This window comes from Bacteroides caecigallinarum, assembly GCF_016901995.1.
In the GTDB taxonomy this organism is placed as follows: domain Bacteria; phylum Bacteroidota; class Bacteroidia; order Bacteroidales; family Bacteroidaceae; genus Phocaeicola; species Phocaeicola cellulolyticus.
In genome coordinates this window covers 1-23,109 of record NZ_JACJLE010000047.1, presented here as the reverse complement: position 1 = coordinate 23,109, position 23,109 = coordinate 1, and the positions used below count along the sequence as shown (strand labels likewise).

22 protein-coding genes are annotated in these 23,109 nt (G+C 40.8%); 14 read left to right on the top strand and 8 right to left on the bottom strand.

Features of this window, described 5'->3' with window-relative positions:
* Window positions 1-24: 24 nt before the first annotated feature.
* Window positions 25-1,788: an aspartate--tRNA ligase gene (aspS, locus tag H6A61_RS12105; protein ID WP_154044102.1), complete on the top strand. Its 1,764-nt coding sequence runs from the start codon at window positions 25-27 to the stop codon at window positions 1,786-1,788.
* Window positions 1,789-1,873: 85 nt separating this feature from the next.
* The gene (locus H6A61_RS12100; protein WP_204393943.1) at window positions 1,874-2,263 is read left to right on the top strand and encodes a GtrA family protein; all 390 of its coding nucleotides are present in this window, start codon (window positions 1,874-1,876) and stop codon (window positions 2,261-2,263) included.
* A 16-nt stretch (window positions 2,264-2,279) separates the two neighbouring features.
* On the opposite strand, the gene H6A61_RS12095 is transcribed toward H6A61_RS12100, so the two are convergent.
* From H6A61_RS12095 to H6A61_RS12085, 3 genes are all read right to left on the bottom strand, one after another.
* Window positions 2,280-2,708: an amino acid-binding protein gene (locus tag H6A61_RS12095; RefSeq protein WP_204393941.1), complete on the bottom strand. Its 429-nt coding sequence runs from the start codon at window positions 2,706-2,708 to the stop codon at window positions 2,280-2,282.
* Window positions 2,709-2,721: 13 nt separating this feature from the next.
* Entirely contained in the window at window positions 2,722-4,035 is a 1,314-nt protein-coding gene (locus H6A61_RS12090; protein WP_204393939.1) for a phenylacetate--CoA ligase family protein, read from the bottom strand.
* Window positions 4,036-4,202: 167 nt separating this feature from the next.
* A complete protein-coding gene (locus H6A61_RS12085) occupies window positions 4,203-4,715 on the bottom strand; it encodes a UpxY family transcription antiterminator (RefSeq protein WP_204393936.1) in 513 nt (170 codons plus the stop codon).
* A gap of 258 nt (window positions 4,716-4,973) precedes the next feature.
* Between H6A61_RS12085 and H6A61_RS12080 the strand changes: the two genes are divergently transcribed.
* The 3 genes from H6A61_RS12080 (at window position 4,974) to H6A61_RS12070 (ending at window position 8,236) form a co-directional block, all read left to right on the top strand.
* Window positions 4,974-5,549, top strand: a complete 576-nt coding sequence (locus tag H6A61_RS12080; RefSeq protein ID WP_154044116.1) for a bifunctional nuclease family protein — start codon at window positions 4,974-4,976, stop codon at window positions 5,547-5,549.
* Between the two features lie 241 nt (window positions 5,550-5,790).
* Window positions 5,791-6,498: a TIGR02757 family protein gene (locus H6A61_RS12075; protein ID WP_204393935.1), complete on the top strand. Its 708-nt coding sequence runs from the start codon at window positions 5,791-5,793 to the stop codon at window positions 6,496-6,498.
* A 175-nt stretch (window positions 6,499-6,673) separates the two neighbouring features.
* The gene (locus H6A61_RS12070) at window positions 6,674-8,236 is read left to right on the top strand and encodes an ATP-binding protein (RefSeq protein ID WP_204393932.1); all 1,563 of its coding nucleotides are present in this window, start codon (window positions 6,674-6,676) and stop codon (window positions 8,234-8,236) included.
* Between the two features lie 21 nt (window positions 8,237-8,257).
* On the opposite strand, the gene H6A61_RS12065 is transcribed toward H6A61_RS12070, so the two are convergent.
* The 5 genes from H6A61_RS12065 to H6A61_RS12045 all read right to left on the bottom strand — a co-directional run bounded on the left by H6A61_RS12065 (window position 8,258) and on the right by H6A61_RS12045 (window position 12,587).
* Window positions 8,258-8,818: a phosphatase PAP2 family protein gene (locus H6A61_RS12065; RefSeq protein ID WP_204393930.1), complete on the bottom strand. Its 561-nt coding sequence runs from the start codon at window positions 8,816-8,818 to the stop codon at window positions 8,258-8,260.
* A 47-nt stretch (window positions 8,819-8,865) separates the two neighbouring features.
* On the bottom strand, window positions 8,866-9,246 hold the full coding sequence (locus H6A61_RS12060) for a diacylglycerol kinase family protein (protein ID WP_154044094.1): 381 nt from the start codon (window positions 9,244-9,246) through the stop codon (window positions 8,866-8,868).
* 7 nt (window positions 9,247-9,253) lie between these two features.
* Complete coding sequence (locus H6A61_RS12055) at window positions 9,254-10,009, bottom strand: exodeoxyribonuclease III (RefSeq protein WP_154044093.1); 756 nt, start codon at window positions 10,007-10,009, stop codon at window positions 9,254-9,256.
* Between the two features lie 101 nt (window positions 10,010-10,110).
* Window positions 10,111-10,794: a porin family protein gene (locus H6A61_RS12050; RefSeq protein ID WP_154044092.1), complete on the bottom strand. Its 684-nt coding sequence runs from the start codon at window positions 10,792-10,794 to the stop codon at window positions 10,111-10,113.
* On the bottom strand, window positions 10,791-12,587 hold the full coding sequence (locus H6A61_RS12045; protein ID WP_204393928.1) for a PBP1 and LysM peptidoglycan-binding domain-containing protein: 1,797 nt from the start codon (window positions 12,585-12,587) through the stop codon (window positions 10,791-10,793). Before H6A61_RS12045 ends, H6A61_RS12050 begins: the two co-directional genes overlap by 4 nt.
* 78 nt (window positions 12,588-12,665) lie before the next feature.
* Here H6A61_RS12045 and uvrA point away from each other — a divergent pair, with 78 nt between their 5' ends.
* The 9 genes from uvrA to H6A61_RS12000 all read left to right on the top strand — a co-directional run bounded on the left by uvrA (window position 12,666) and on the right by H6A61_RS12000 (window position 22,969).
* On the top strand, window positions 12,666-15,497 hold the full coding sequence (gene uvrA, locus H6A61_RS12040; protein WP_204393926.1) for an excinuclease ABC subunit UvrA: 2,832 nt from the start codon (window positions 12,666-12,668) through the stop codon (window positions 15,495-15,497).
* 117 nt (window positions 15,498-15,614) lie between these two features.
* Window positions 15,615-16,100: a Cys-tRNA(Pro) deacylase gene (gene ybaK, locus H6A61_RS12035; protein ID WP_154044089.1), complete on the top strand. Its 486-nt coding sequence runs from the start codon at window positions 15,615-15,617 to the stop codon at window positions 16,098-16,100.
* 145 nt (window positions 16,101-16,245) lie between these two features.
* Complete coding sequence (locus H6A61_RS12030; protein WP_204393924.1) at window positions 16,246-17,697, top strand: potassium/proton antiporter; 1,452 nt, start codon at window positions 16,246-16,248, stop codon at window positions 17,695-17,697.
* Between the two features lie 9 nt (window positions 17,698-17,706).
* A complete protein-coding gene (locus H6A61_RS12025) occupies window positions 17,707-18,498 on the top strand; it encodes an EFR1 family ferrodoxin (protein WP_204393922.1) in 792 nt (263 codons plus the stop codon).
* Window positions 18,499-18,524: 26 nt separating this feature from the next.
* Entirely contained in the window at window positions 18,525-19,706 is a 1,182-nt protein-coding gene (locus tag H6A61_RS12020) for a DUF418 domain-containing protein (protein WP_204393920.1), read from the top strand.
* Between the two features lie 39 nt (window positions 19,707-19,745).
* Window positions 19,746-20,333 carry a sugar O-acetyltransferase gene (locus tag H6A61_RS12015; protein WP_204393918.1) on the top strand — a complete coding sequence of 196 codons (588 nt, stop codon included), beginning with the start codon at window positions 19,746-19,748 and terminating at the stop codon, window positions 20,331-20,333.
* 20 nt (window positions 20,334-20,353) lie between these two features.
* Entirely contained in the window at window positions 20,354-21,010 is a 657-nt protein-coding gene (locus H6A61_RS12010; RefSeq protein ID WP_204393916.1) for a DUF1349 domain-containing protein, read from the top strand.
* Between the two features lie 101 nt (window positions 21,011-21,111).
* Window positions 21,112-22,005: a class A beta-lactamase, subclass A2 gene (bla, locus tag H6A61_RS12005; RefSeq protein ID WP_204393914.1), complete on the top strand. Its 894-nt coding sequence runs from the start codon at window positions 21,112-21,114 to the stop codon at window positions 22,003-22,005.
* A 10-nt stretch (window positions 22,006-22,015) separates the two neighbouring features.
* Window positions 22,016-22,969, top strand: a complete 954-nt coding sequence (locus H6A61_RS12000; RefSeq protein WP_204393912.1) for a lipocalin family protein — start codon at window positions 22,016-22,018, stop codon at window positions 22,967-22,969.
* Window positions 22,970-23,109 lie beyond the last annotated feature (140 nt).

The window sequence follows — 23,109 nt, the reverse complement described above, 5'->3', positions numbered from 1 at the left end:
CAAAAGATTAAAAATACTCTTAATATGTTTAGAAGTCATACTTGTGGCGAGTTGAGACTTGCCGATGCAGGCAAAAATGTTACGCTTTCCGGATGGGTACAGCGTACACGTAAGATGGGAGGAATGACATTCGTTGACCTCCGCGACCGTTATGGTATCACACAGTTGGTTTTCAATACCGATGTGAATGCCGACCTTTGTGAAAAAGCCAATCATCTGGGACGTGAGTTCGTTATTCAGGTAAAAGGTACCGTGAACGAACGTTCAAGCAAAAACAATAATATTCCTACAGGTGATATCGAAATCATCGTTTCTGAGCTTAACATTCTGAATTCTGCTCAGACTCCTCCTTTCACTATCGAAGATAATACTGATGGTGGCGATGACCTTCGTATGAAGTACCGTTACCTTGACCTTCGTCGTACGGCTGTTCGCAAGAACTTGGAATTGCGTCACCGCATGACAATGGAAGTACGCCGTTATCTTGACAGCAAAGGATTCCTTGAAGTGGAAACTCCTATGCTTATCGGTTCTACTCCGGAAGGTGCGCGCGACTTTGTCGTTCCGTCACGTATGAACCCGGGACAGTTCTATGCACTTCCACAGTCACCTCAGACATTGAAGCAGCTGTTGATGGTTTCAGGTTTCGACCGTTACTTCCAGATTGTGAAATGTTTCCGCGATGAAGACCTTCGTGCCGACCGTCAGCCTGAGTTTACTCAGATTGACTGCGAGATGAGCTTCGTTGAACAGGAAGATATTATCAACATGTTCGAAGGTATGGCAAAACACCTGTTTAAGGAATTGCGCGGTGTTGAACTTACTGAACCGTTTATCCGTATGCCTTGGGCAGATGCAATGAAATATTACGGTAGCGATAAACCTGACTTGCGTTTCGGAATGAAGTTTGTCGAACTGATGGATATCCTCAAAGGTTATGGTTTCTCTGTATTTGATAATGCTGCATATATCGGTGGTATCTGTGCCGAAGGTGCCGCTACATATACACGCAAGCAGCTTGACCAGTTGACTGAATTCGTTAAACGTCCTCAGATCGGTGCTAAGGGATTGGTTTATGCACGTGTTGAGGCTGACGGTAATGTGAAGTCAAGCGTTGACAAGTTCTATTCACAGGAAGTACTGCAGAAGATGAAAGAAGCATTCGGTGCAAAACCGGGCGATTTGATTCTTATCCTCAGCGGTGACGATGTGATGAAAACTCGCAAGCAGCTTTGTGAACTCCGTCTCGAAATGGGTAATCAGTTGGGATTGCGCGACAAGAATAAATTTGCTTGTCTGTGGGTTGTTGACTTCCCGATGTTCGAGTGGAGCGAAGAAGAAGGCCGCTTGATGGCTATGCACCATCCGTTCACTCATCCTAAGGATGAAGATATCGCACTTCTTGATACTGACCCTGCTGCAGTTCGTGCAGATGCATACGATATGGTTATCAACGGTGTTGAAGTAGGAGGTGGTTCAATCCGTATCCACGACTCTCAGCTTCAGGCCAAGATGTTTGAAATCCTTGGATTTACTCCTGAAAAGGCACAGGAACAGTTTGGCTTCCTGATGAACGCCTTCAAGTTCGGTGCACCTCCTCACGGTGGTCTTGCATACGGTCTTGACCGTTGGGTATCACTCTTTGCCGGTCTGGATTCAATCCGCGACTGTATAGCATTCCCTAAGAACAACTCAGGAAGAGACGTTATGCTTGATGCACCTGGTTATCTTGACCAGAAACAGCTTGACGAGCTTAACCTGGTAGTTGACATCAAGGAAAAGAACTGATAAAACTTCTTTAAATATAATTAGGCACGGATATAGGTGTGTTTGGATTATACCTGTTTCCGTGCCGTATTTTTGAATTTCATTAATGAAAGAAACAGTACGTATCATAAGGTTTGTCATAGTGGGTACTCTCAATGCGGTGATTGCTGCGTTGGTGGTATGGGTGCTTATGCATATTTGCAGACTTGACTATATGATAGCCAATATTTCTGCATATACGGCCGCACAGATAAACAACTTCCTTTGGTGCAAGTACTGGATTTTTCCTTTGGACAAGGAAACAAAAAAGAACAGCATCCAGCGTCAGATACTGTTCTTCCTTATAGCTTTTGTCATGGCCTACAGCGCTCAGTTTGTGTTTCTTCTTGTTTTGGTGGAACTTCTTCATCTCAATGAATATCTTGCCCAGTTCCTTGGACTCTTTGTTTATGGTGCTGTAAATTTTATAAGCAACAAGATGATTACTTTCAAGTAATTCATATTGCATTTGTTTATGCCATATTGTACAAGTCTTTATCTTCCAGATAACTCATATTGTTCTTTGAAATTACATCTCTCGTCTTTTCGGCATCGTCGGTGCGGAAAACAAGGATGCCCTTTCCTGCCAGTAGGAACGAATACAGGTATGATATGCCTATGCCTGCGTCTGTGAAGCTCTTTATTGCATCGGCAGCTCTTCCCGGATAATTGTCGAGTGTTATGGCAAATACTTCCGAAACGTTTGCAGATATTCCTGCCTTGCTTAGTGTCTGAAAGGCTCTTTCAGGATCGGAGCATATTATTCTGTAGATTCCGTATTCCACAGTATCGGAAATGGTAGAGGCTATTAACTGAATTTCAGCCTCTTTCAGCAGTTCGAGAACTTTTAGGAGAGTTCCCGATTTATTTTCTACAAAAACAGATAATTGATGTACTGTCATGATGTATATGTCTTTAAATTAATGTTTTACGTAAATCTTTCACTCTCACAGCCTTTCCTTCCTGTTTCGGCAGACTTCCCTTTGGTACCAGTTTTACGATTGGGGTAATCAGAATTTCGTCTTTCAGCTGGCGAGTAATTTCCTTTGTAAGTTTTTGCAGTGAGCCGAAATCGTCTGTGAATTCGTTCAGTTCCACTTCTACCGTCATTTCATCGTTTGCATCTAGATTGGTGAGTGTAATCAGATAGTCGGAACCAAGCTCCTTGAATTGCATAAGTATAGTTTCTATTTGGATAGGGAAGATGTTTACTCCCTTCAGTATTATCATGTCGTCGCTTCTTCCCTTCATGCGATCAAGGCGTCTGTGATGGCGTCCGCACTTGCATTCTCCTGGTAGGAATCTTGTAAGGTCTCTTGTTCTGTATCTTAACAGTGGCATTGCCTCGCGGTTTATTGTTGTAAGGACAAGTTCACCCACTTCGCCGTCCGGCACAGGTTCCAGTGTTTCAGGATCTACTATTTCAACTATATAATAGTCCTCCCATATATGCAGACCGTTCTGTTCGGTACATTCGAAAGCCACTCCCGGACCACACATTTCAGACATTCCGAACGAATTATAGGCTTTAACTCCGAGCATTTTCTCTATTCTCCTCCTTTGTTCTTCTGAGTGTGGTTCTGCGCCTATTATCAGTGTTCTCAGTTTTGTATCTTTAACGGGATCTATTCCCATTTCTTCCATAACCTCATGCAGACGCCCTGCATAGCTTGGTATGGCGTGAAGTGCTGTAGTTCCGAAGTCTGTTATGAATTTAATCTGTCTTTTTGTGTTTCCTGCCGCAGCCGGTACAGTCAGCATTCCAAGTCTTTCTGCGCCATACTGAAATCCCAGTCCACCGGTAAACATACCGTATCCGGACGAGTTCTGGAATATATCTCCGGCTCTCAGTCCAACCATGTGCAGACAGCGTGCCACGGCATTTGCCCATTCGTCAAGGTCCTTTTGTGTATGGAGTATTACTGTAGGTGTTCCTGTCGTACCGCTTGATGAATGCAGTCTTACCACGTCTTTCAGTGGTACAGCGGCAAGCCCATAAGGATAGTTGTCGCGTAAATCCTGTTTGGTCGTGAACGGTATTTTTCTTATGTCGTCAAGTGATTTTATATCTTCAGGTTTCAGATTACACTCTTCGAATCTTTTCTTATAGAAAGGAGAGTTCATGCAATGTTTTACTGTCTTTTTCAGTCTTTCCAATTGCAGCTTCTCTATTTCCTCTCTCGTCATTGTTTCCATCTCCGGATGGAGATATTTGCAGTTGTTTTCCATTATGACAATTATTTGTAAGGTTTATGTTTTTATCGGAATATTATTCTGAAATGTTATGTTGAAATTCCTATGACTGCAAAATTAGAAAAAATCATCAAAACAGCAAGGAAAAATTTCATTTTTACTGTTTTGATGATTTAATAATATCAATTTGTCTTAAATATATGTTAGTTCTCTATCTTTTTTAAGTATCCCACCGGCATTTCTACTATTGCACACCCCAGCATATTCAGTCTGACTGATACCTGACATTTCCCGTCTATTTCCACCAGCTCTCCTTTCAATCCGTTCAACGGTCCTTTTATAACTTCTACCTTTTCTCCAGGTTTAAGTGTTTCTGTAGTGAATGAGACAGCACTTTCCGAATAGTCTAGCATAAACATGAATCGTTCCATCTCATCATCCCTTATAACAGCCGGTTTGTGTGTTGCCCGGTCTATCATCGTACCGTTTATTGATGGTATGGTTTTCAAAATCTCAATTCTTGTTTTTTCATCTGTATTTATAAAAATCATCATAGGTATTACCACTTCCTTTATCTTCTTTTTTCTGTCACTCCATTGTTTTACCCTTTCCTGTAGTGGTAGGAAGTTTTTTATACCCATATTATAAAGTTTTTCAGCTGTTTTTTTTTCGTGATGCATCTTTACATACATCGCATACCAGTGATTATTTTCCATCTTGTTCTTTATAAGTGGTTTAATAGTCGTTAGATTACCGTTCAATATATTCTACGGCGTATAAATCAATACAAATGTATAAATAAAAATCAATACCGTTATTTAAATCTGTAAAACTTTCTTTTTTGTTTGATTATATTATTCAGCCGAATATAGTATATACTATGTTTTTTTTATTAATTTTGTTCTATTATAAGTTTTGCTGTTGATTATAAAATAGCAGCAAAATGTCATTTTAATCATATAAGGAGTTTATATATGAATGAAGTTGAGCTTCGTATAATAGGAGTGTCGGATTTGTTAAGGCCTTCTACATCGCATGCGTTGATATTGGAAGAAGTGTTTGGTTATGAAGAGAAAAGACGTTTGGCTTTGATTATAGGGGATAGGGAGGCTGCGGATATCAGGTTATGTATGCACAATTATGATACCCCCCGTCCTATGACTTTCGATTTGATGAATTCTATAATAACAGAAGCCGGTATGATAGTGGAAAAGGCTGTAATTTATGATGTGGACGGTGGTATATTCAGTTCATATATATATTTCACACGTTCTGACGGAAGTGAATTTAAAGTTGATTCCCGTACAACCGATGCTTTTTCCATGTCTTTAAAGATGGGTTTTCCTGTATATGTTCTTGAGGATTTGCTGGAAAAAGAAAAAATCCGTATCGTTAGTGCTGACGGTGCAGGTTTCAGTATGCCTCTGAATTCTGTAGGAACAGATATGCTTAAATTGGATTTGCAAGCGGCTATCAATAACGAGGATTATGAAAGGGCAGCTATGCTAAGAGATGAAATATCCAGAAGGGAGGGAAATAATAAGTGTTAATAAATATATTATAAAGCTATTATAAATCCTTATATTGTAAAATAAGGTTAAATATATGGGTTTTTCTTGATGTTTTATATGTTACATAACATAAAACTCGTATATTTGCACTGTGTTTTTCATGGTATTAGATTTAAGGTTAATGAAGATTGGGAGTCTGGGAAGATTCCCTTTTTTTATGCCTCATATTTTGCCTGAAAAACTACAGTTCATTTTTTTGAAATGTATCAACCGGATTATTATGGAAACAGAAACTATAAAATTATTGAAAGAGTGGGCAGCCACTTACCATTGTGCATCGTTCATTCCCGACGATCCTGTACAGTTCCCTCACAGATATACCGAACAGTGTGACATAGAGATTTCAGGTCTGCTTACGGCTGTCCTCAGCTTCGGCAACCGCAAGATGATACTCCGCAAGGCGGACGAGCTGGACGCCATCATGGGACATTCACCTTTGCAATATATTCTTTCTGAGAAATGGAGAGATGATTTCCGTGCCGACGACAAGAGCAGTTTCTACAGGATGGTGTCGCATTCCGATTTCCGTTTTTATCTTGAACAACTTTATTCTGTCTATTCCGAAGGAAAGACTTTGGAAGACAAACTTTTGGAATATGTAGGAACACCTATGCAGAAACTATGCGCGTTTCTTGAGGTGTCCGACCGTTCGCCTCAGAAAAAGCTAAACATGTTCCTGCGCTGGATGGTGCGTCAGGACTCGCCGGTTGACTTCGGTGTGTGGAAAAGAATGTCTGCCTCCGACCTGATTATCCCTCTTGATACCCACGTATGCCGTGTGGCTCATCTTCTCGGTCTTACGGACAAGCCTGTGTTTTCGCTTACAAACGCTAAAAGAATAACGAACGCCCTGGCCGAGATTTTTCCAGGCGACCCTTGTATGGGCGATTTCTCCCTCTTCGGCTATGGGGTGAACAACAAGGATTAAGAAGATATGTACAATCTATCCAATAACTGTACTTTTAGTTCAGTAATGAATGATTGAAAATGTGGCAGAAGAAATCATCAGTTCTTTTTATTTTTCTGCCTATTTTTGTATCTTTGTTCCAAACGTACATCGGTTTTGTTCCTAATTATTAATTTTTAATTCTTAATTGACCGACATGAAATACCCTATAGGAATCCAGAGTTTTGAACGTATAATCGAAGATGGTTATGTCTATATCGACAAGACCGACCTTATATACAGTCTTACCCACGATGGAAGCATTTATTTTCTTAGCCGTCCGCGCCGTTTCGGTAAAAGCCTTCTTGTCTCTACACTGAAGAACTATTACCTAGGGCATAAGGAACTTTTCAAAGGACTGAAGATAGACCGTTTGGAGAAGGACTGGAATGTGCATCCTGTGTTTCATGTGGATTTCAACGGGGCGAATTTCACTCAGGCTGGTGTTTTGGAGACCATGCTTGATGATTATATTGATAAATGGGAAAAACAGTATGATATTCATACTGATCCGGGACTTGGGGTAGGACTTCGTTTTCGTGATATACTTTGCGCTGTACATGAGCAGACAGGCCGTCGTGCCGTAGCCCTGATAGACGAGTACGACAAGCCTATCCTTGATGTGCTTGATGTTGATACATTATTGGAAGACCGTCACCGCAATGTTCTTAAGGCATTCTATTCCGTGTTTAAGGTAGCCGACAGTCATCTCCAGTTCGTACTTCTTACCGGCGTGACCAAATTCTCTCAGGTGAGTGTGTTCAGCGGTTTCAACCAGCCTAAGGATATCAGTATGGATGCCCGTTACGAGACACTTTGCGGTATTACACAGGAAGAGCTTGACGGCTATTTTGTCGAGCCTATATCTGCAATGGCTGAAAGGAACCGTTGCTCTTTAGAGGAAATGAAGTCTCTTCTAAAACAGAAATACGACGGTTACCATTTCAGTGACAATATGACTGATGTCTATAATCCGTTCAGCCTGCTTAATGCCTTAGATAGTCTTCGTCTTCAGGATTATTGGTTCAGTTCTGGAACTCCGACGTATCTGATTCGTCTGCTTGCGCATTTCAAAGAGAACATGAATGAACTGACAGGCAGATATTATAGCCCGGAAGAATTCATTGATTATAAGGCCGATGTGGAACAGCCTTTACCCATGATTTATCAGAGCGGATACCTGACCATCAAGGACTACAATATGCGCCGTAATACTTTTCTTCTTGATTTTCCGAATAATGAGGTAAAGAACGGTTTTCTTACTGCCATTGCTACATCTTATCTACAGCCTAAGAAGCGTATTGAGGGTTGGATTTTTGATGTGCTGGATACTTTGGAGGGTGGAGATACCGACAGACTGTGCAGCCTTTTCACTTCATTTCTTTCGAGCATCCCTTATACTATGCGCCGCAAGGATGATGAGAGGGAGCGCGAACGCTATTTCCAATATACATTCTACCTGATTCTCCGCCTGATAAGCGTCTATACGGTTTATGTTGAGAAGCAACAGAGTCACGGTCGTGTGGACTGTGTGCTGGAAACGCCTCAATATGTGTATATCTTCGAGTTCAAACTCGACGGAACTGCTGAAGAGGCCTTGCGTCAGATAGAAGAAAAGGGTTATGCTGGTGAATACGCCTCAGATACACGTACACTTTATAAGATAGGTGCTAGTTTCTCTTCCGAAACAGGAACGATAGGAGATTGGAAAACAGTCTGATGAAAATAAATATTACCTTTATCAGAAATTCATTGAAGCATAAACGCCGTAATGACCGTCACCTGCTACAGGGCTTATCGTAAGATTATGTTTCTTTGCAAATGGTCGTGTGAATATGTATGAGCTGGCTGTACCTATAACGGCTCCTGCCGCAACATCCCACCAGTCATGTTTCTTGCCATAAACGCGACTCCAGCCTACATACGTTGACAGTACATATGCCGGTGCTCCCCATTTCCAGCCATAGCGACGCTGGATGAAAGACGCTGCCGCGAATGATACTGACGTATGCATGGAAGGGAAGGAGTGGAAATCGCTATGGTCAGGACGTTCTTTCTTTACGGCATATTTCAGTGCGTATGTCACTCCCAGTGTGGTTATGCCTGAAAATACTCCTTGTTTCAACCCCTGCCAATCCTTGTTTATAAGAATGGCTGTCAGTCCGGCTACAGGCAAAAGCACTGCACCTATATCGCCTGATGTTCGGACTGCCTTACGGCTACCGGTAATTTCGATGGTTTGTGCGCTTATGGAGGATGACAGCAGGCAAACCATAAATAATATGCTGATTCTTTTAATCATATTCTCTTTATCATTTAGTATAGAAACGCAAACTTCAGCGTGTCTGTTTAGCTGAATATTTCCATTATTTTAGGTATAAATATAATCAGTCCGACTATGGCTGCTGATATGGCAAGTATAAGCACTGCTCCTGCAGCAAGATCCTTGGTACGTTTGATAGCTTCATTATATCCCGGTGAAACAAGGTCTGCAATGGCTTCTATTGACGAGTTTACAGCTTCTGCTGCAAGTACTGTGCCTATGGCGAAAGTTACAGCTATCCATTCAGTAGTGGATATGTCGAAAGCAAATCCTGCTATTATTACGCATACAGCCGCAAAACAATGTATCCATGCATTGTGTTCACGTGTAATGAGCAATATTATGCCGTTAAAGGCAAACTTGAAACTCTTCAGTCTTTTTTTGAGTGTAAACCCGTCGTTTTTCATCTCTATATTATAAATCGATGGTTACTTCTACCGGACAGTGGTCCGAACCGAATATTTCTGTATGTATTTTTGCTCCCTGAAGTTTATCAGCAAGGCGTGCAGAAGCCACGAAATAGTCAATACGCCACCCTGCGTTCTTTTCGCGTGCCTTGAAACGGTATGACCACCAGGAATAGATATTCTCCATGTCAGGATAGAAATGGCGGAAAGTATCAATGAAACCGGCATCGAGCAATGTCTGGAATTTTTCTCTTTCCTGGTCGGTAAATCCGGCATTCATGCGGTTAGTCTTTGGATTTTTCAGGTCTATTTCCTTGTGTGCCACATTCAGGTCTCCGCAAACCAGTACCGGTTTTTTGCTGTCAAGGTTCTTGATGTATGCCCTGAAATCGTCTTCCCATGTCATTCGGTAGTCAAGACGTTTCAAACCGTCCTGCGAATTAGGAGTATATACTGTTACAAGGAAAAAGTTTTCCATTTCGAGTGTTATCACACGTCCTTCGTGGTCATGTTCGTCAATGCCTATGCCGTATGTTACGTTCAGAGGCTGGTGACGAGTGAATATTGCTGTACCTGAATAGCCTTTCTTTTCGGCATAATTCCAGTATGATGTATATCCTTCGAAACTGAGGTCAAGTTGTCCTTCCTGCATCTTTGTTTCCTGCAGGCAAAAGAAATCGGCATCAAGTGCCTTGAATGAATCACGGAAACCCTTGTCGCAGCAGGCGCGGATTCCGTTTACGTTCCATGAAATAAGGCGCATATTTAATTAATAATTAAGAATTAATAATTGAAAGTTACGGGTTGTTGGTTGTTAGTTGTCATAACCATTCGGACAGAAACTAACAACTAAAAACTAACATCTCACTTCGTTATATCAAAAAGATAAGTGATTTTACCGCATATGTAAGTATGTGCTGAACGTGAGAAATAATCTTTTTTTGTTGTGTTGAAGAAATCGCTAAGTCCGAAATAGTATCTGCCTTCAAGAAGGAAATGTCCTATGCCGGTACGTATCTCCAGACCTCCACCTCCAATCAGTCCATAGTCGAAACCGTTTTCTGCAGCTTTGCCGTATTGCTCATTTTGTATTGAAGGAATGGCATGAGTTTCCTTTTCATTAAGAAGGAAACCTATTTGCGGACCGAGGTTAAGGATGAAACGTGCTCCGTTGCCATATTCTTTTCCGAACGCCAGATGAGCCATGAGCGGTATTTCTACATAGTTCATAGCTCGTTGATAGCTGTCACCACTTCCGTCTTCTATCACCTCTTTCCATCCACGCTGGGAGTAGTTGACCTCCGCCTGAATACCGCAAATCATGCTGAAATATTTCTCTGATATATATCTGGCGGTAAATCCCATTTGCGGGCCTATTAAGTAACCTTGTTTTATTCTTGGGGAGAAATCAACGTTTCCCAGATTGACTCCTCCGCTTATACCTACGGAAAAGTTATGTTTCTGTTCCTGCAACTGAGCGTTGGCTGTAGAAACATTAAGGCCAAGGATAATACCAAGCAAATAGAGTATATATATTTTTTTTATCATTCAAAGTCAAGTTTTATCAGTTCATAATCCTTAGAGAAGTGTACGAAGAATACTTTTCGGTTAATAAATCCTCCCCAGTTGTTTACCCTTTCAAACTTGAAACCGGTCTGTATAGGTGTCACCTGTATTGAGTTCAGATTTTCCTCCATCTTGTTTCCGTATTTAGACAGACCTTTTAGGAAGAAATATCCTGTGTCGTATCCCAACATTCCGTATTTCGGGTATATGTTTGCCATGTCCTTACTGTACCAGCGGCGGTATGAGTTGGTGAAATGGACAGCAGCAGGGAAAAGATTGTTTGTATAGAATGACGAATAGAAATATGTATCTATTTCGTAAAAGCTTGCAAGATAGTCGTTTGTATAAGTCTGCCATTCAGGATAGCCGAACAGGTTCATCATATAGTTTGGATGTTCGCGTCGGATCTGTGTCAATTGTGGAAGAATTTTTACCAGTGCGGTACTTTTTCCTGAAGTAGGTATGAATATGTTGTTTCTCAGCGTATCCATAACAGTGGTTATCTCATAAAAATTATCAGTTACGGTAAAATCGCGATAGCTTATGCCATTGTTCCTTAATTCTGTCTTCATACCTTTGATGAACTCATCCTTTTCTCTGTCACCATTGCTTGCGTTCAGGAATATCACGTTGCTGTCGCTGAACTTGCGTGTAAAGTGTTCGTAAACCTCGGAATACAGATATGACTGTGGAGTATTTATCTGATAGATGTGAGGATTTTTGAAAACCTCATCTACCTTAGGAGCAAACGGGACTACCAGGCGTATGTTGTTATTGTCGGCGAATGTTGCCAGAACATCAATATCCTGTGCCTTTGCCGGACCGAATATTATGTCCATATTCTTCATTTCCTTTTTTGAGAGGATGCTGTTCAGGGTAGCTTCTCTTCCTTTCGTGTCGTATGTGTAAAGATCTATGGATACACCTTGTTTTTTCAGACTATCCACTGCCATAAGGAAGCCTTCGTAATATTCCACCATTCGTACTTGCTCATCCATATTGGTGCTTGTACCTGCCATAAAAGGTAACATTACTGCCGCTTTGATAGTCTTTATGTCTTTTTTCAGTTCTTCGTTCTGGCTGAAAACCTCTTCGTTGGTAAGTTCTTTTGTTGTAGGTTGTGATTCTGACTCTTGTTTCTTGTCATTCTTTCCGTATGGTATGAAAAGGAATGTACCTTTTTTCAGTTTCCCTGTCTTTAATTCAGGGTTTGCTGCTATCAATTCTTCTTCTGTTATGCCATATTCGCGGCTGATGCTGAAAATGGTTTCTTTCCTTTCCACTTTATGCATGTCTTTCCAGTCGTTCATCTTCACGTTTGTGTTCTCCTGTTCTTCAGTTTTAGGAGTTTCTTTTTGTGGCTTGGAATCAGACTGTACCGGAATTATTATTACCTGTCCCGAGCGGAAATTCTCTGTACTCAGTCCTGGATTGGCTTCGCATATAGCCTGTGTGGTGACATTATATTTCACCGATAGACGGTATAAAGTCTCGCCTGCCTGTATTGTGTGGAATACAGGTTTGTCGGAGTTTGTTGTAGCTGCCTGTGGAATTTTAAGTGCAGCTCCCTCTCGGATTTGCTTGTCGCTGCCTGGATTGAGACGTACAATGTCGTCAATGGTGACATTATACATACTTGATATAGAGTATAGGCTTTGGCCTTTGGTTACTGTGTGAAGGAAATATCCGCTCTCGGCTGTAGCCTGAGCCATTACTTTGATGCTGCTTCCGGCAATGATTGCCAGTGCAAGAAATACAGATTGAATAAATTTCATTTTTCAGCTATATGATTATTTACGGGCAAAAGTACGAAAAAAGCATTATCTTTGCAATGTTTCACTGAATATTAAGATATGACAGAAGGAAAAGAAACGATAAGCGTGCAGGGAGCACGTGTACATAATCTGAAAAATATAGATGTCGAAATACCGCGTAACAGCCTTACGGTTATCACTGGGCTGAGTGGAAGCGGTAAGTCGTCGCTTGCATTCGATACAATCTTCGCCGAGGGACAGCGCAGGTATATAGAGACATTCTCCGCATATGCCAGAAATTTCCTTGGTGGAATGGAACGTCCTGACGTTGACAAGATTACAGGACTGAGTCCGGTTATCTCGATCGAGCAGAAGACGACCAACAAGAATCCGCGTTCCACTGTGGGTACAACTACCGAGATATACGACTATCTGCGTCTGCTCTATGCGCGTGCTGCTACGGCATATTCCTATCTTTCGGGAGAGAAGATGGTGAAATATACCGAGGAACAAATCATAGAACTTATAAACCGTGATTATAAGGGGAAGCGTATATTTATACTTTCTCCATTGGTTCGTACCCGAAAGGGACATTATAAGGAGCTGTTCGAACAAGTCAGGAAAAAAGGCTATCTTTATGTGAGAGTTGACGGTGAAGTGAAGGAAATCACTCACGGAATGAAACTGGACAGATACAAGAACCATGACATAGAAGTTGTGGTAGATAAAACAGTTGTAACCGAGAAAGAGGATAAAAGGTTGCGACAGAGTGTGGCCACTGCCATGCGACTGGGAGACGGTTTGCTCATGATACTGGATGCGCAGACAGAAAGTGTGCGTCATTACAGTAAGCGTCTGATGTGTCCCGTGACAGGACTTTCTTATCGTGAGCCGGCACCACACAATTTTTCTTTTAACTCTCCGCAGGGCGCATGTCCGCGATGCAAGGGATTGGGATATGTCAATCTGATAGATGTTGACAAGGTAATTCCGGACCGTACGCTTTCTGTGTATGAAGGAGCAATAGCACCACTTGGAAAATATAAGAATGCTATGATTTTCTGGCAGTTGAGTGCATTGCTTGAACGACATGAAGCTACGCTTAAAACTCCCGTAAGCGAATTGCCTGACGATGCCATTAATGAAATTCTTTACGGTTGCGATGAGCGTCTGAAGATAGACAGTTCACTGGTACACACTTCGTCAGACTATTTCGTAGAATACGAAGGTATAGTGAAATATATACAGATGATGCAGGAGAAAGATGCTTCTGCCACTGCTCAGAAATGGGCTGAGCAATTTGCCAAGACCGATGTATGTCCTGAGTGTAAGGGGATGAGGCTGAATAAGGAGGCCCTTCATTTCCGTCTGCATGACAAGAATATCTACGAACTGGCTTCGATGGACATAAATGAACTTTATGAATGGTTGCAGGGAGTGGAGGAACATATGGACAGTAAGCAGAAAGTAATAGCACAGGAGATTCTTAAAGAGATCCGTACACGACTTAAATTCCTTCTTGATGTGGGATTGGAATATCTTTCTCTTAACCGTACTTCAGTCAGTCTTTCGGGTGGCGAAAGCCAGCGTATCCGCCTTGCAACACAGATTGGTTCGCAGCTTGTAAATGTACTTTATATCCTTGATGAACCTAGTATCGGACTTCATCAGAGAGATAATGTCCGACTGATAAACTCCCTGAAAAGTCTTAGAGATATAGGCAACTCGGTGATAGTAGTAGAGCATGACAAGGACATGATGCTGGCATCGGACTATATAGTGGATATGGGACCGAAGGCAGGACGATTGGGCGGTGAAGTGGTATTTGCAGGAACTCCGCAGGAGATGCTGAAGACACACACTATGACATCGCAGTATCTGAATGGTGAAATGAAGATAGAAATACCTGCCCAAAGAAGACCGGGCAACGGCAAGAAACTGTCTCTGTTCGGAGCCAAGGGAAACAATCTGAAAGGAGTAGATGTGGAATTTCCGTTGGGAACACTTATCTGTGTGACAGGTGTTTCGGGAAGCGGTAAGTCAACACTTATCAACGACACTCTTCAACCTATACTTTCGCAACATTTCTACCGTTCGCTTCAGGACCCTTTGCCATACGACCGTATTGAAGGACTGGAGAATATAGATAAGGTGGTAAATGTGGATCAGTCGCCGCTTGGGCGTACTCCGCGTTCAAATCCGGCTACATATACCGGAGTGTTCTCAGATATAAGAAACCTGTTTGTAGGTCTGCCGGAAGCAAAGATACGTGGTTACAAGCCTGGACGTTTTTCGTTCAATGTAGCCGGAGGACGCTGTGAGGCTTGCGGAGGAAACGGATATAAGACCATAGAAATGAACTTCCTGCCTGATGTGCTTGTCCCTTGTGAGGTGTGTCATGGCAAACGCTATAACCGTGAGACACTGGAAGTAAGATACAAAGGAAAGTCAATAGCCGATGTGCTTGATATGACAATAAACCGTGCTGTGGAGTTCTTTGAGAATGTGCCTCAGATACTGAACAAGATAAAGGTTCTTCAGGAAGTAGGTTTGGGATATATCAAGTTAGGACAGCCTTCTACCACTCTTTCCGGTGGAGAGAGCCAGCGTGTGAAACTTGCTACCGAACTTTCCAAGAAAGATACAGGAAAGACTTTCTACATCCTTGACGAACCTACCACAGGTTTGCATTTTGAGGATATCCGTGTACTGATGAATGTACTCAACCGTCTGGTGGACAAAGGAAACACAGTTCTGGTTATAGAACATAACCTTGATGTTATAAAGATGGCTGACTATATCATCGACATGGGACCTGAAGGTGGAAAGGATGGAGGACAGTTGCTTTCGTGCGGAACACCTGAGGAAGTGGCTATGTCTGATAAAGGATATACACCTAAATTCCTTAAAGAAGAACTAAATCAGAAATAAATTGTTTAATCTATACAGACGTAATTATGAATGCCGTTTTAATCAGCTTTTAAAAAGTATTTAAATAGCTTTTAAACGGCATTTAAACATTGTTTAAAATTATAACATTATAAAGTTATGGCTAAAGAAAAAATATCCAAGACCAATGTGGCAAGACTTCTGGACAAGGATAAGATAAAATATGAACTTGTACCATACGAAGTCGATGAGAATGATTTGAGTTGCGTGCATGTGGCTGCAACCCTCGGTGAGAATATAGAACAGGTATTCAAGACACTTGTACTTCATGGCGATAAGTCAGGGTATTTTGTGTGCGTGATTCCTGGAGAACATGAGATTGATCTGAAACTGGCAGCCAAACTTTCAGGGAATAAAAAATGCGATCTTATCCCAATGAAGGAACTTCTTCCGCTTACGGGATATATTCGCGGTGGATGCTCGCCGATAGGTATGAAGAAACATTTCCCTACGTATATCCATCACACATGTAATGATTTCGATTATATCTATGTTAGTGCCGGAGTACGCGGATTGCAGGTTAAGATAGCTCCTGCAGATTTGATTAAGGTGAGCCGTGCGGAAGTCTGCACATTATTTGAGTGATGTGTTTCAAACCTGACATAACCTGATGTGCTCATGTCTCTGGCTTCAAACTATAGTTTTACGCACTTCAAACTACAGTTTTACGTAAAAAACGAACAGTCGTTTTTCCTATTTTTTATAATAACCATAATTAAAAACTATAACAATGATATTTACAGCAGAGAATATCCTTTTGATAGGATCGGTACTTATTTTCACCAGTATATTGATAAGCAAGACTGGTTATCGTTTCGGAATACCTACGTTGTTGCTTTTCCTACTTGTGGGAATGATGTTCGGCAGCGACGGACTTGGATTGCAGTTCAATAGTGCCGAGGATGCGCAGTTTATAGGAATGATGGCACTCAGTATCATTCTTTTTACCGGAGGTATGGAGACTAAGTTCACAGACATTAAGCCTGTTCTTAAAGAAGGTATAGTTCTTTCTACCGTAGGAGTTCTTCTGACGACTTTACTTACCGGACTGTTTATCTTCTATATTTCGGGATGGAACAGCACGAATATCGAGCTGACATTCATGGTATCGCTGCTTCTGGCGGCTACAATGTCATCTACCGATTCAGCCTCTGTGTTCAGTCTTCTTCGTTCGCAGAAAATGAATCTGAAGGAAAACCTTCGTCCTATGCTGGAGTTGGAAAGTGGAAGTAACGACCCTATGGCATATATGCTTACTATAGTTCTGATTCAGGTTATTTCAAGCGGCAGTTCTCTCAGTATTGGTCTTCTGATTAAAGACTTGTTTGTGCAGTTTCTTATAGGTGGTGCTTTGGGATATTCCATGGGACGGTTCATGTCATGGCTCACAAACAGGATAGGTCTGTCAAACTCATCACTTTATTCAATACTTCTTCTGAGTATGGTTTTCATTACTTTTACTGCTACTGATATGCTCAAAGGTAATGGTTATCTGGCTGTATATATAGCCGGTGTGGTGGTCGGGAATATGAAACTGACTTATCGAAAGGAGATTGTTACATTTATGGACGGACTTACCTGGCTGTTCCAGATTATAATGTTTATCACCCTCGGATTGCTTGTAAATCCTCATGAAATGCTTGATACAGCCGTAGTGGCATTGCTTATCGGTGTATTTATGATAGTTGTAGCACGTCCGCTGAGTGTGTTCGCATGTCTTCTTCCTTTCAGGGGAATAAGTGCCAAAGCCAAACTTTTCGTTTCGTGGGTTGGATTGCGTGGTGCTGTACCAATCATATTTGCCACATATCCGGTTATAGCTCAAATCGAAGGTTCACACCAGTTGTTTAATATAGTGTTCTTTATCACTTTACTGTCACTTGTAATTCAAGGAATGACAATTTCTTCTGTGGCACGTTGGCTTAAACTTGACTTACCTTTGGAGAAGGAAGGAAACGAGTTTGGAGTAGAATTGCCGGATGAGATAGATTCGCAGTTGCACGACATAACTCTTAATCAAGAAATGCTTGTACACGGTAATCGTCTGGCTGATATGAATATACCTAAAGGTTCGCTGGTTATGCTTATCAAACGTGGAAACGAGTTCCTGATTCCTAACGGACAGATGGAACTGCATGTGGGTGACAAATTATTATTTATAACGGAGAACACGAAAGATTAAATTTAAAATATGGTATTTTATTTTTCAGCTACAGGCAATTCTTTATGGGTTGCACAATACATATCAAATTCTTTCAATGAACCTTTATGTGAAGTCTCCGGGTTTATACGGAAACATTCGGCTGAAGGTCTGAGATATACATTGCGTGATGAGGCGGAAATGTTGTTTTTCGTATTTCCTGTACATTCCTGGGGACCGTCATTGGTAATGCTGCGTTTTATCAGGGAGTTACAGTTGTCCGGATTGAAAGGAAACCGTGTATTTGCCATTGGCACATGTGGTGACGATTGTGGATATACAGACCGGATAGTGCGTAAGGAACTTGCAGATAAATGTATTCCTCTGGAAGCCTTCTTTTCTCTGAAAATGCCAAATAACTATATTCTTATGCGTGGTTTCGGTGTAGATCCTGAGCCGGTGAAGGATGAAAAACTAGCTTTGGCTCCAAGTGGTATGGAACAGATTGTAAAAGCTGTAAATACACGTAGTTATTCTGAATCTCAGATTCTCCGTACAGGAATGTCGTGGCTGAAGAGTTATGTGGTCTATCCTGTATTTAAGAGATTTGTTATAGGCAGGCAGTCTTTCAGGACTACAGATGCGTGTATTTCCTGTGGACTGTGCGCTAAGGTCTGTCCAACAGGTACGATAGTTATGCAGAAAGGCAAACCGGTATGGCAAGGAAAGGATTGTGTACAGTGTACGGCATGCATACACCGTTGTCCGGCTCAGGCTATTGAATTTGGCAAGGTGTCGGTGGGTAAGGGAAGATATGTTCATCCGGTACTTGCAGGAAAATGATAATAAATAAACCATAAACTATAGATATGAATAACACATTGAAAAGCGACAGAATAGAAGTTGTCGATGCCTTACGAGGTGTTGCATTGTTTGCAATAGTGATTTTACATTGCTTTGAGCATTATAATCTTTATTATATGCCGGATTGTCAGCCTCATTGGCTTACGGCTCTTGATAAAGGTGTTTGGGATACGGTATGGTTCTTGTTTGGAGGAAAAGCCTTTTCCACTTTTTCTCTTCTTTTTGGACTTAGCTTTTTTATTCAGTTTGATAATGCAAAAAAACGTGGACTTCCTTTCCGGTGGAGATTTGTGTGGAGAATGATCCTTTTGATGCTTTTTTCTCAGCTTCATTCCTTATTTTATAACGGGGATATTCTTTTGTTGTATTCCGTTATGGGAATTTTCCTTGTATCAGTATCAGGCCTTTCCACAAAATCGGTGCTAATATTGGCTTCGGTTATGATTATGCAGCCTGTTGAATGGATAAGACTGATTTGTATCGGATGCGACATTCCTTTTCTGGAATATGGGAATAACTGGGTAGTGTATGGTAATCTGGCAAAGCCTGTAATGGAGTCCGGTAGTTTCCTGGAAATTCTGAGGTCAAATATTACCGACGGGCAGTTGTATGGTAATTTATGGCAGATAGAAAACGGTCGTGTTTTTCAGATAGGAGGACTGTTCCTGTTTGGAATGGCAGCGGGAAGGCTTTCTTTATTCAAGAAATCTGATTATTCTGTCATGATATGGAAAAAAGTATTGTTGTGGTCTGTAAGCTTGTTTGTAATTTTCAATGTAATCAAGATGACATATCCGGAAATGGTAGCCGGTAATGAAGCGCTTATGGTACCGTTGAATATTGCAATATCGTCTATATGCAATTTCCTTTTTATGGCATTGCTGGTTTCATTCTTTGTTTTGATATGGTGGTTCGGAGCAGGAAACGGATATAGATTCCAACGTATATTTATCCCTTATGGGAAAATGAGTCTGACAAACTATATTGTGCAGTCAATAATAGGTGTGTCTTTATTTTATGGCTTCGGCTTGGGATTATATAAATATACAGGAGCAACTTCATGCTTGGTTATAGCGATATTTGTATTTATAATACAGTTGTCATTTAGCAGGTGGTGGCTTTCAACTCACAGACATGGACCGTTGGAGTGGATATGGAAGAAACTTACATGGATTACTCTCAAGTAATGAATATTGTATTTAATAATTATATAAGCTTTTAAAGAAATGACTGAAAAGGAAAAATGCCATAAAGGGCTGCTCTATGATGCTAATTACGATGAAGAACTGTTACGTGAGAGGGCAGTATGTAAAGATTTATGCTATGAATATAACTCTTTGAGACCGTCAATGATTGCCGAACGTACTGAAATAATACGACGACTGTTCGGAAAAACGAGAAATAACTTTCTGATAGAGCAGCCTTTTTATTGCGACTATGGCTATAATATCGAAATAGGTGAGAACTTCTATATGAATGTGAATTGCGTCATCCTCGATGGTGCAAAGGTGACATTTGGTGACAATGTATTTGTCGCCCCTAATTGTGGCTTCTATTCGGCAGGTCATCCTCTTGATGCAGAGAAAAGAAATATGGGACTGGAATATGCTTTCCCTATTATAGTAGGTAACAATGTCTGGATAGGGGCAAACGTGACCGTTCTGCCTGGAGTATCGATAGGCGATGATGCGGTGATAGGAGCGGGAAGTGTAGTTACAAAAAACATACCTTCGGGAGTTCTGGCAGCCGGCAATCCTTGCAGAGTTATTCGTGAACTGACTGAAGATGACAAAAACAAATACAGAATGGAATAAATACATAAAGCATTATAAATATGAAGAAACTGATTTTAAGTTTGTTTGGAATGATGGCTCTTTCGTCGGTATCGGCACAGAGTCTGGAGAAAATGAACTGGTTTAATGAACCGGAAAGTTGGGAGATAAAGGATAGTAAAACCATGACAATGTTCGTTACTCCACAGAGTGACTATTGGCGTATATCTCATTATGGTTTTACTGTAGATGATGCTCCTTTCTATTATGCTACATATGGTGGTGAGTTTGAAGCAAAAGTAAAGGTGTCGGGAGAATACAAGACGCGATTTGATCAGGCCGGTATAATGTTGAGGATAGATCATGAGAATTATATCAAGGCAGGAATAGAATTTGTCGATGGCAAGTACAATCTTAGTACAGTGGTTACTCATAAGACATCCGACTGGAGTGTCATTACTCTTGACAAACCTGTTCCTTATATCTGGATTAAGGCTGTAAGAAGACTTGATGCTGTAGAGGTGTTCTATTCTTTCGATGATAAAGAATACACAATGATGCGCAATGCGTGGATGCAGGACAATGTTCCGATAAAGGTCGGTATCATGGCAGCATCTCCTGATGGAAACGGATTTGAAGCTAAATTCGAGAACTTCACTGTGAAACATTTGCCGGACATGCGCAGATTGGATTGGTTGAAAAAGAATGCGGAAGAATAATTACATAACAAATGTTATAATGTAAATAATTGATAGGATTAATCATTCAGATGATTAATTTTGTCAATTATTTTTTGTATCCTTTTAATGTAAAAACATAGATGAAAACAAAATCAGTTGCTTTTTTATTATTGTCTTTTATCTCGATTATTGTAAAAGCTGATCCTTTTTCTTCACTAAGAAATGAAATAATACACAGTATATGTAAATACGATGCAAAAGTTGGTGTAGCGGTAATGGTAAATAATACAGATACACTGACTGTAAATAATAGCGATAAATATCCTATGATGAGTGTCTTCAAGTTTCATCAGGCATTAGCTGTATGCCATTTTCTACAGATTAAAGGGATACCATTGGACTCCGTAATCAATATATCAAAGGAAGAGTTAAGGGAGAATACTTATAGTCCATTACGTGACAGATTTCCGGAAGGAAATATCCGCATAAGCTTATCGGAACTTATGGAATTTACACTCCAACTTAGCGACAATAATGCATGTGATATTCTGTTTAACCGTATTCTTAGTACAAAAGAAACAGACAGGTATATTCGCTCATTGGGTATTGATAATTTTTCAATAGAAATGGATGAAAACGACATGCATGAGAATCTTGACAACTGTTACAGCAACTGGACTACACCTATGGCTGCCGTACGCCTGATAAATTTATTTCTTGAAGGAGGTGCAGTTTCCGGTGAATATTATGATTTTATTAAAAGAACAATGACGGAATGTACTACGGGTACCGGCAGATTGCCATATCCGTTAAAGAACACTGCAGCTGTGATAGGTCATAAAACTGGAACAGGCGACAAGAATTCCGATGGGCGGTATATTGGCATAAATGATATCGGTTTTATTGATTTGCCGAATGGTGACCGTTATCTGATAGCCGTATTTGTGAAAGATTCTGCCGAGAACTATGAGACTACGGAAAAAATAATAGCAGAAATATCATCTATAGTATATAAGAATATTAGTAATCAATAAAAACTGTATTATGAAAAAAAACAATCTTTTATTTTTACCGGCATCATTAATGATTATGATGTCGTGTGCTGAAGGGGAAAATATGTTTAATGAAACATCATTCATTGGCGAATGGCACGAGATAATGCCTGTAAACAAGCATATCCTTCAGGGTGTCGTGTTTGAAAAGGACGGAAAGGCTTCGTCTGTGGGTATGGCTACTCTGAAATATAACGGATGGGAGTTGTTGAAGAAAGGAAAGGAGTGCAATATTGTGTTGTCAGGCGAAAGTATTGGTAACGGCCAGACAATACAGTTCTCAGATACACTTAATGTTATATCATTGAATAATGATACTTTGACCTTGGGAAAAGGAGATATGTATCGTATTCAGTATGTTAAATTTGAAAATCCTGAAGGACAGGTTATAGGAGGAAGTGATGCCGCCATGGGATATACTTATTCAAAAGTACTCGATAAGAAAATCAGGATTTTTGAGGAAGGTTGCCGTTTGCTGTCGGCTACAGATCCGAATGCCACTATGGCTGCATATTCAGTGTTTTCTGTCGATTCATCAAAGGTAGAGCTGTTTTTGCCTGGAGGGGCTGTGGTATTGGACAAGCGTGTCAGACCTGACGGAACTGCGGTATGGAACGTAGAGGATGATGATACTTATATGGTAGAGAAGTATAACGATGAATGGCTCGTTACCAGAAGAGGCAAGTTGCTTTATGCCACATCTGGAACAGAGAATACCATTAATGCAGAATTTACAGGAAAAGGTGGTGAGAATCTGTTCGTTACATTTTTCAATAATGCAGGAGTGGCTCAGATGAATTATAATGGTGTTGATTATTTGCTTTATCAGTATCGTACTGCTTCCGGTTACGGATATAAGAATGCTTTTGCCGATATTCGTGGAAAAGGCAAGAATATGACACTTACTTTGGCAGGAAGTGAATCTATCGAATTTACTGAAAAATGATAGGACTTTAATTTAGTAATGTCAGTTGATAGTAAGCATTCAGTAAACCCCGTATGATTAAAACTGGTAAAGCCGGCATAGATTGTCTATTAAAAATTTCGACTTGTCTCTGAAAATGTTGAAGATATTCGACGATTTCT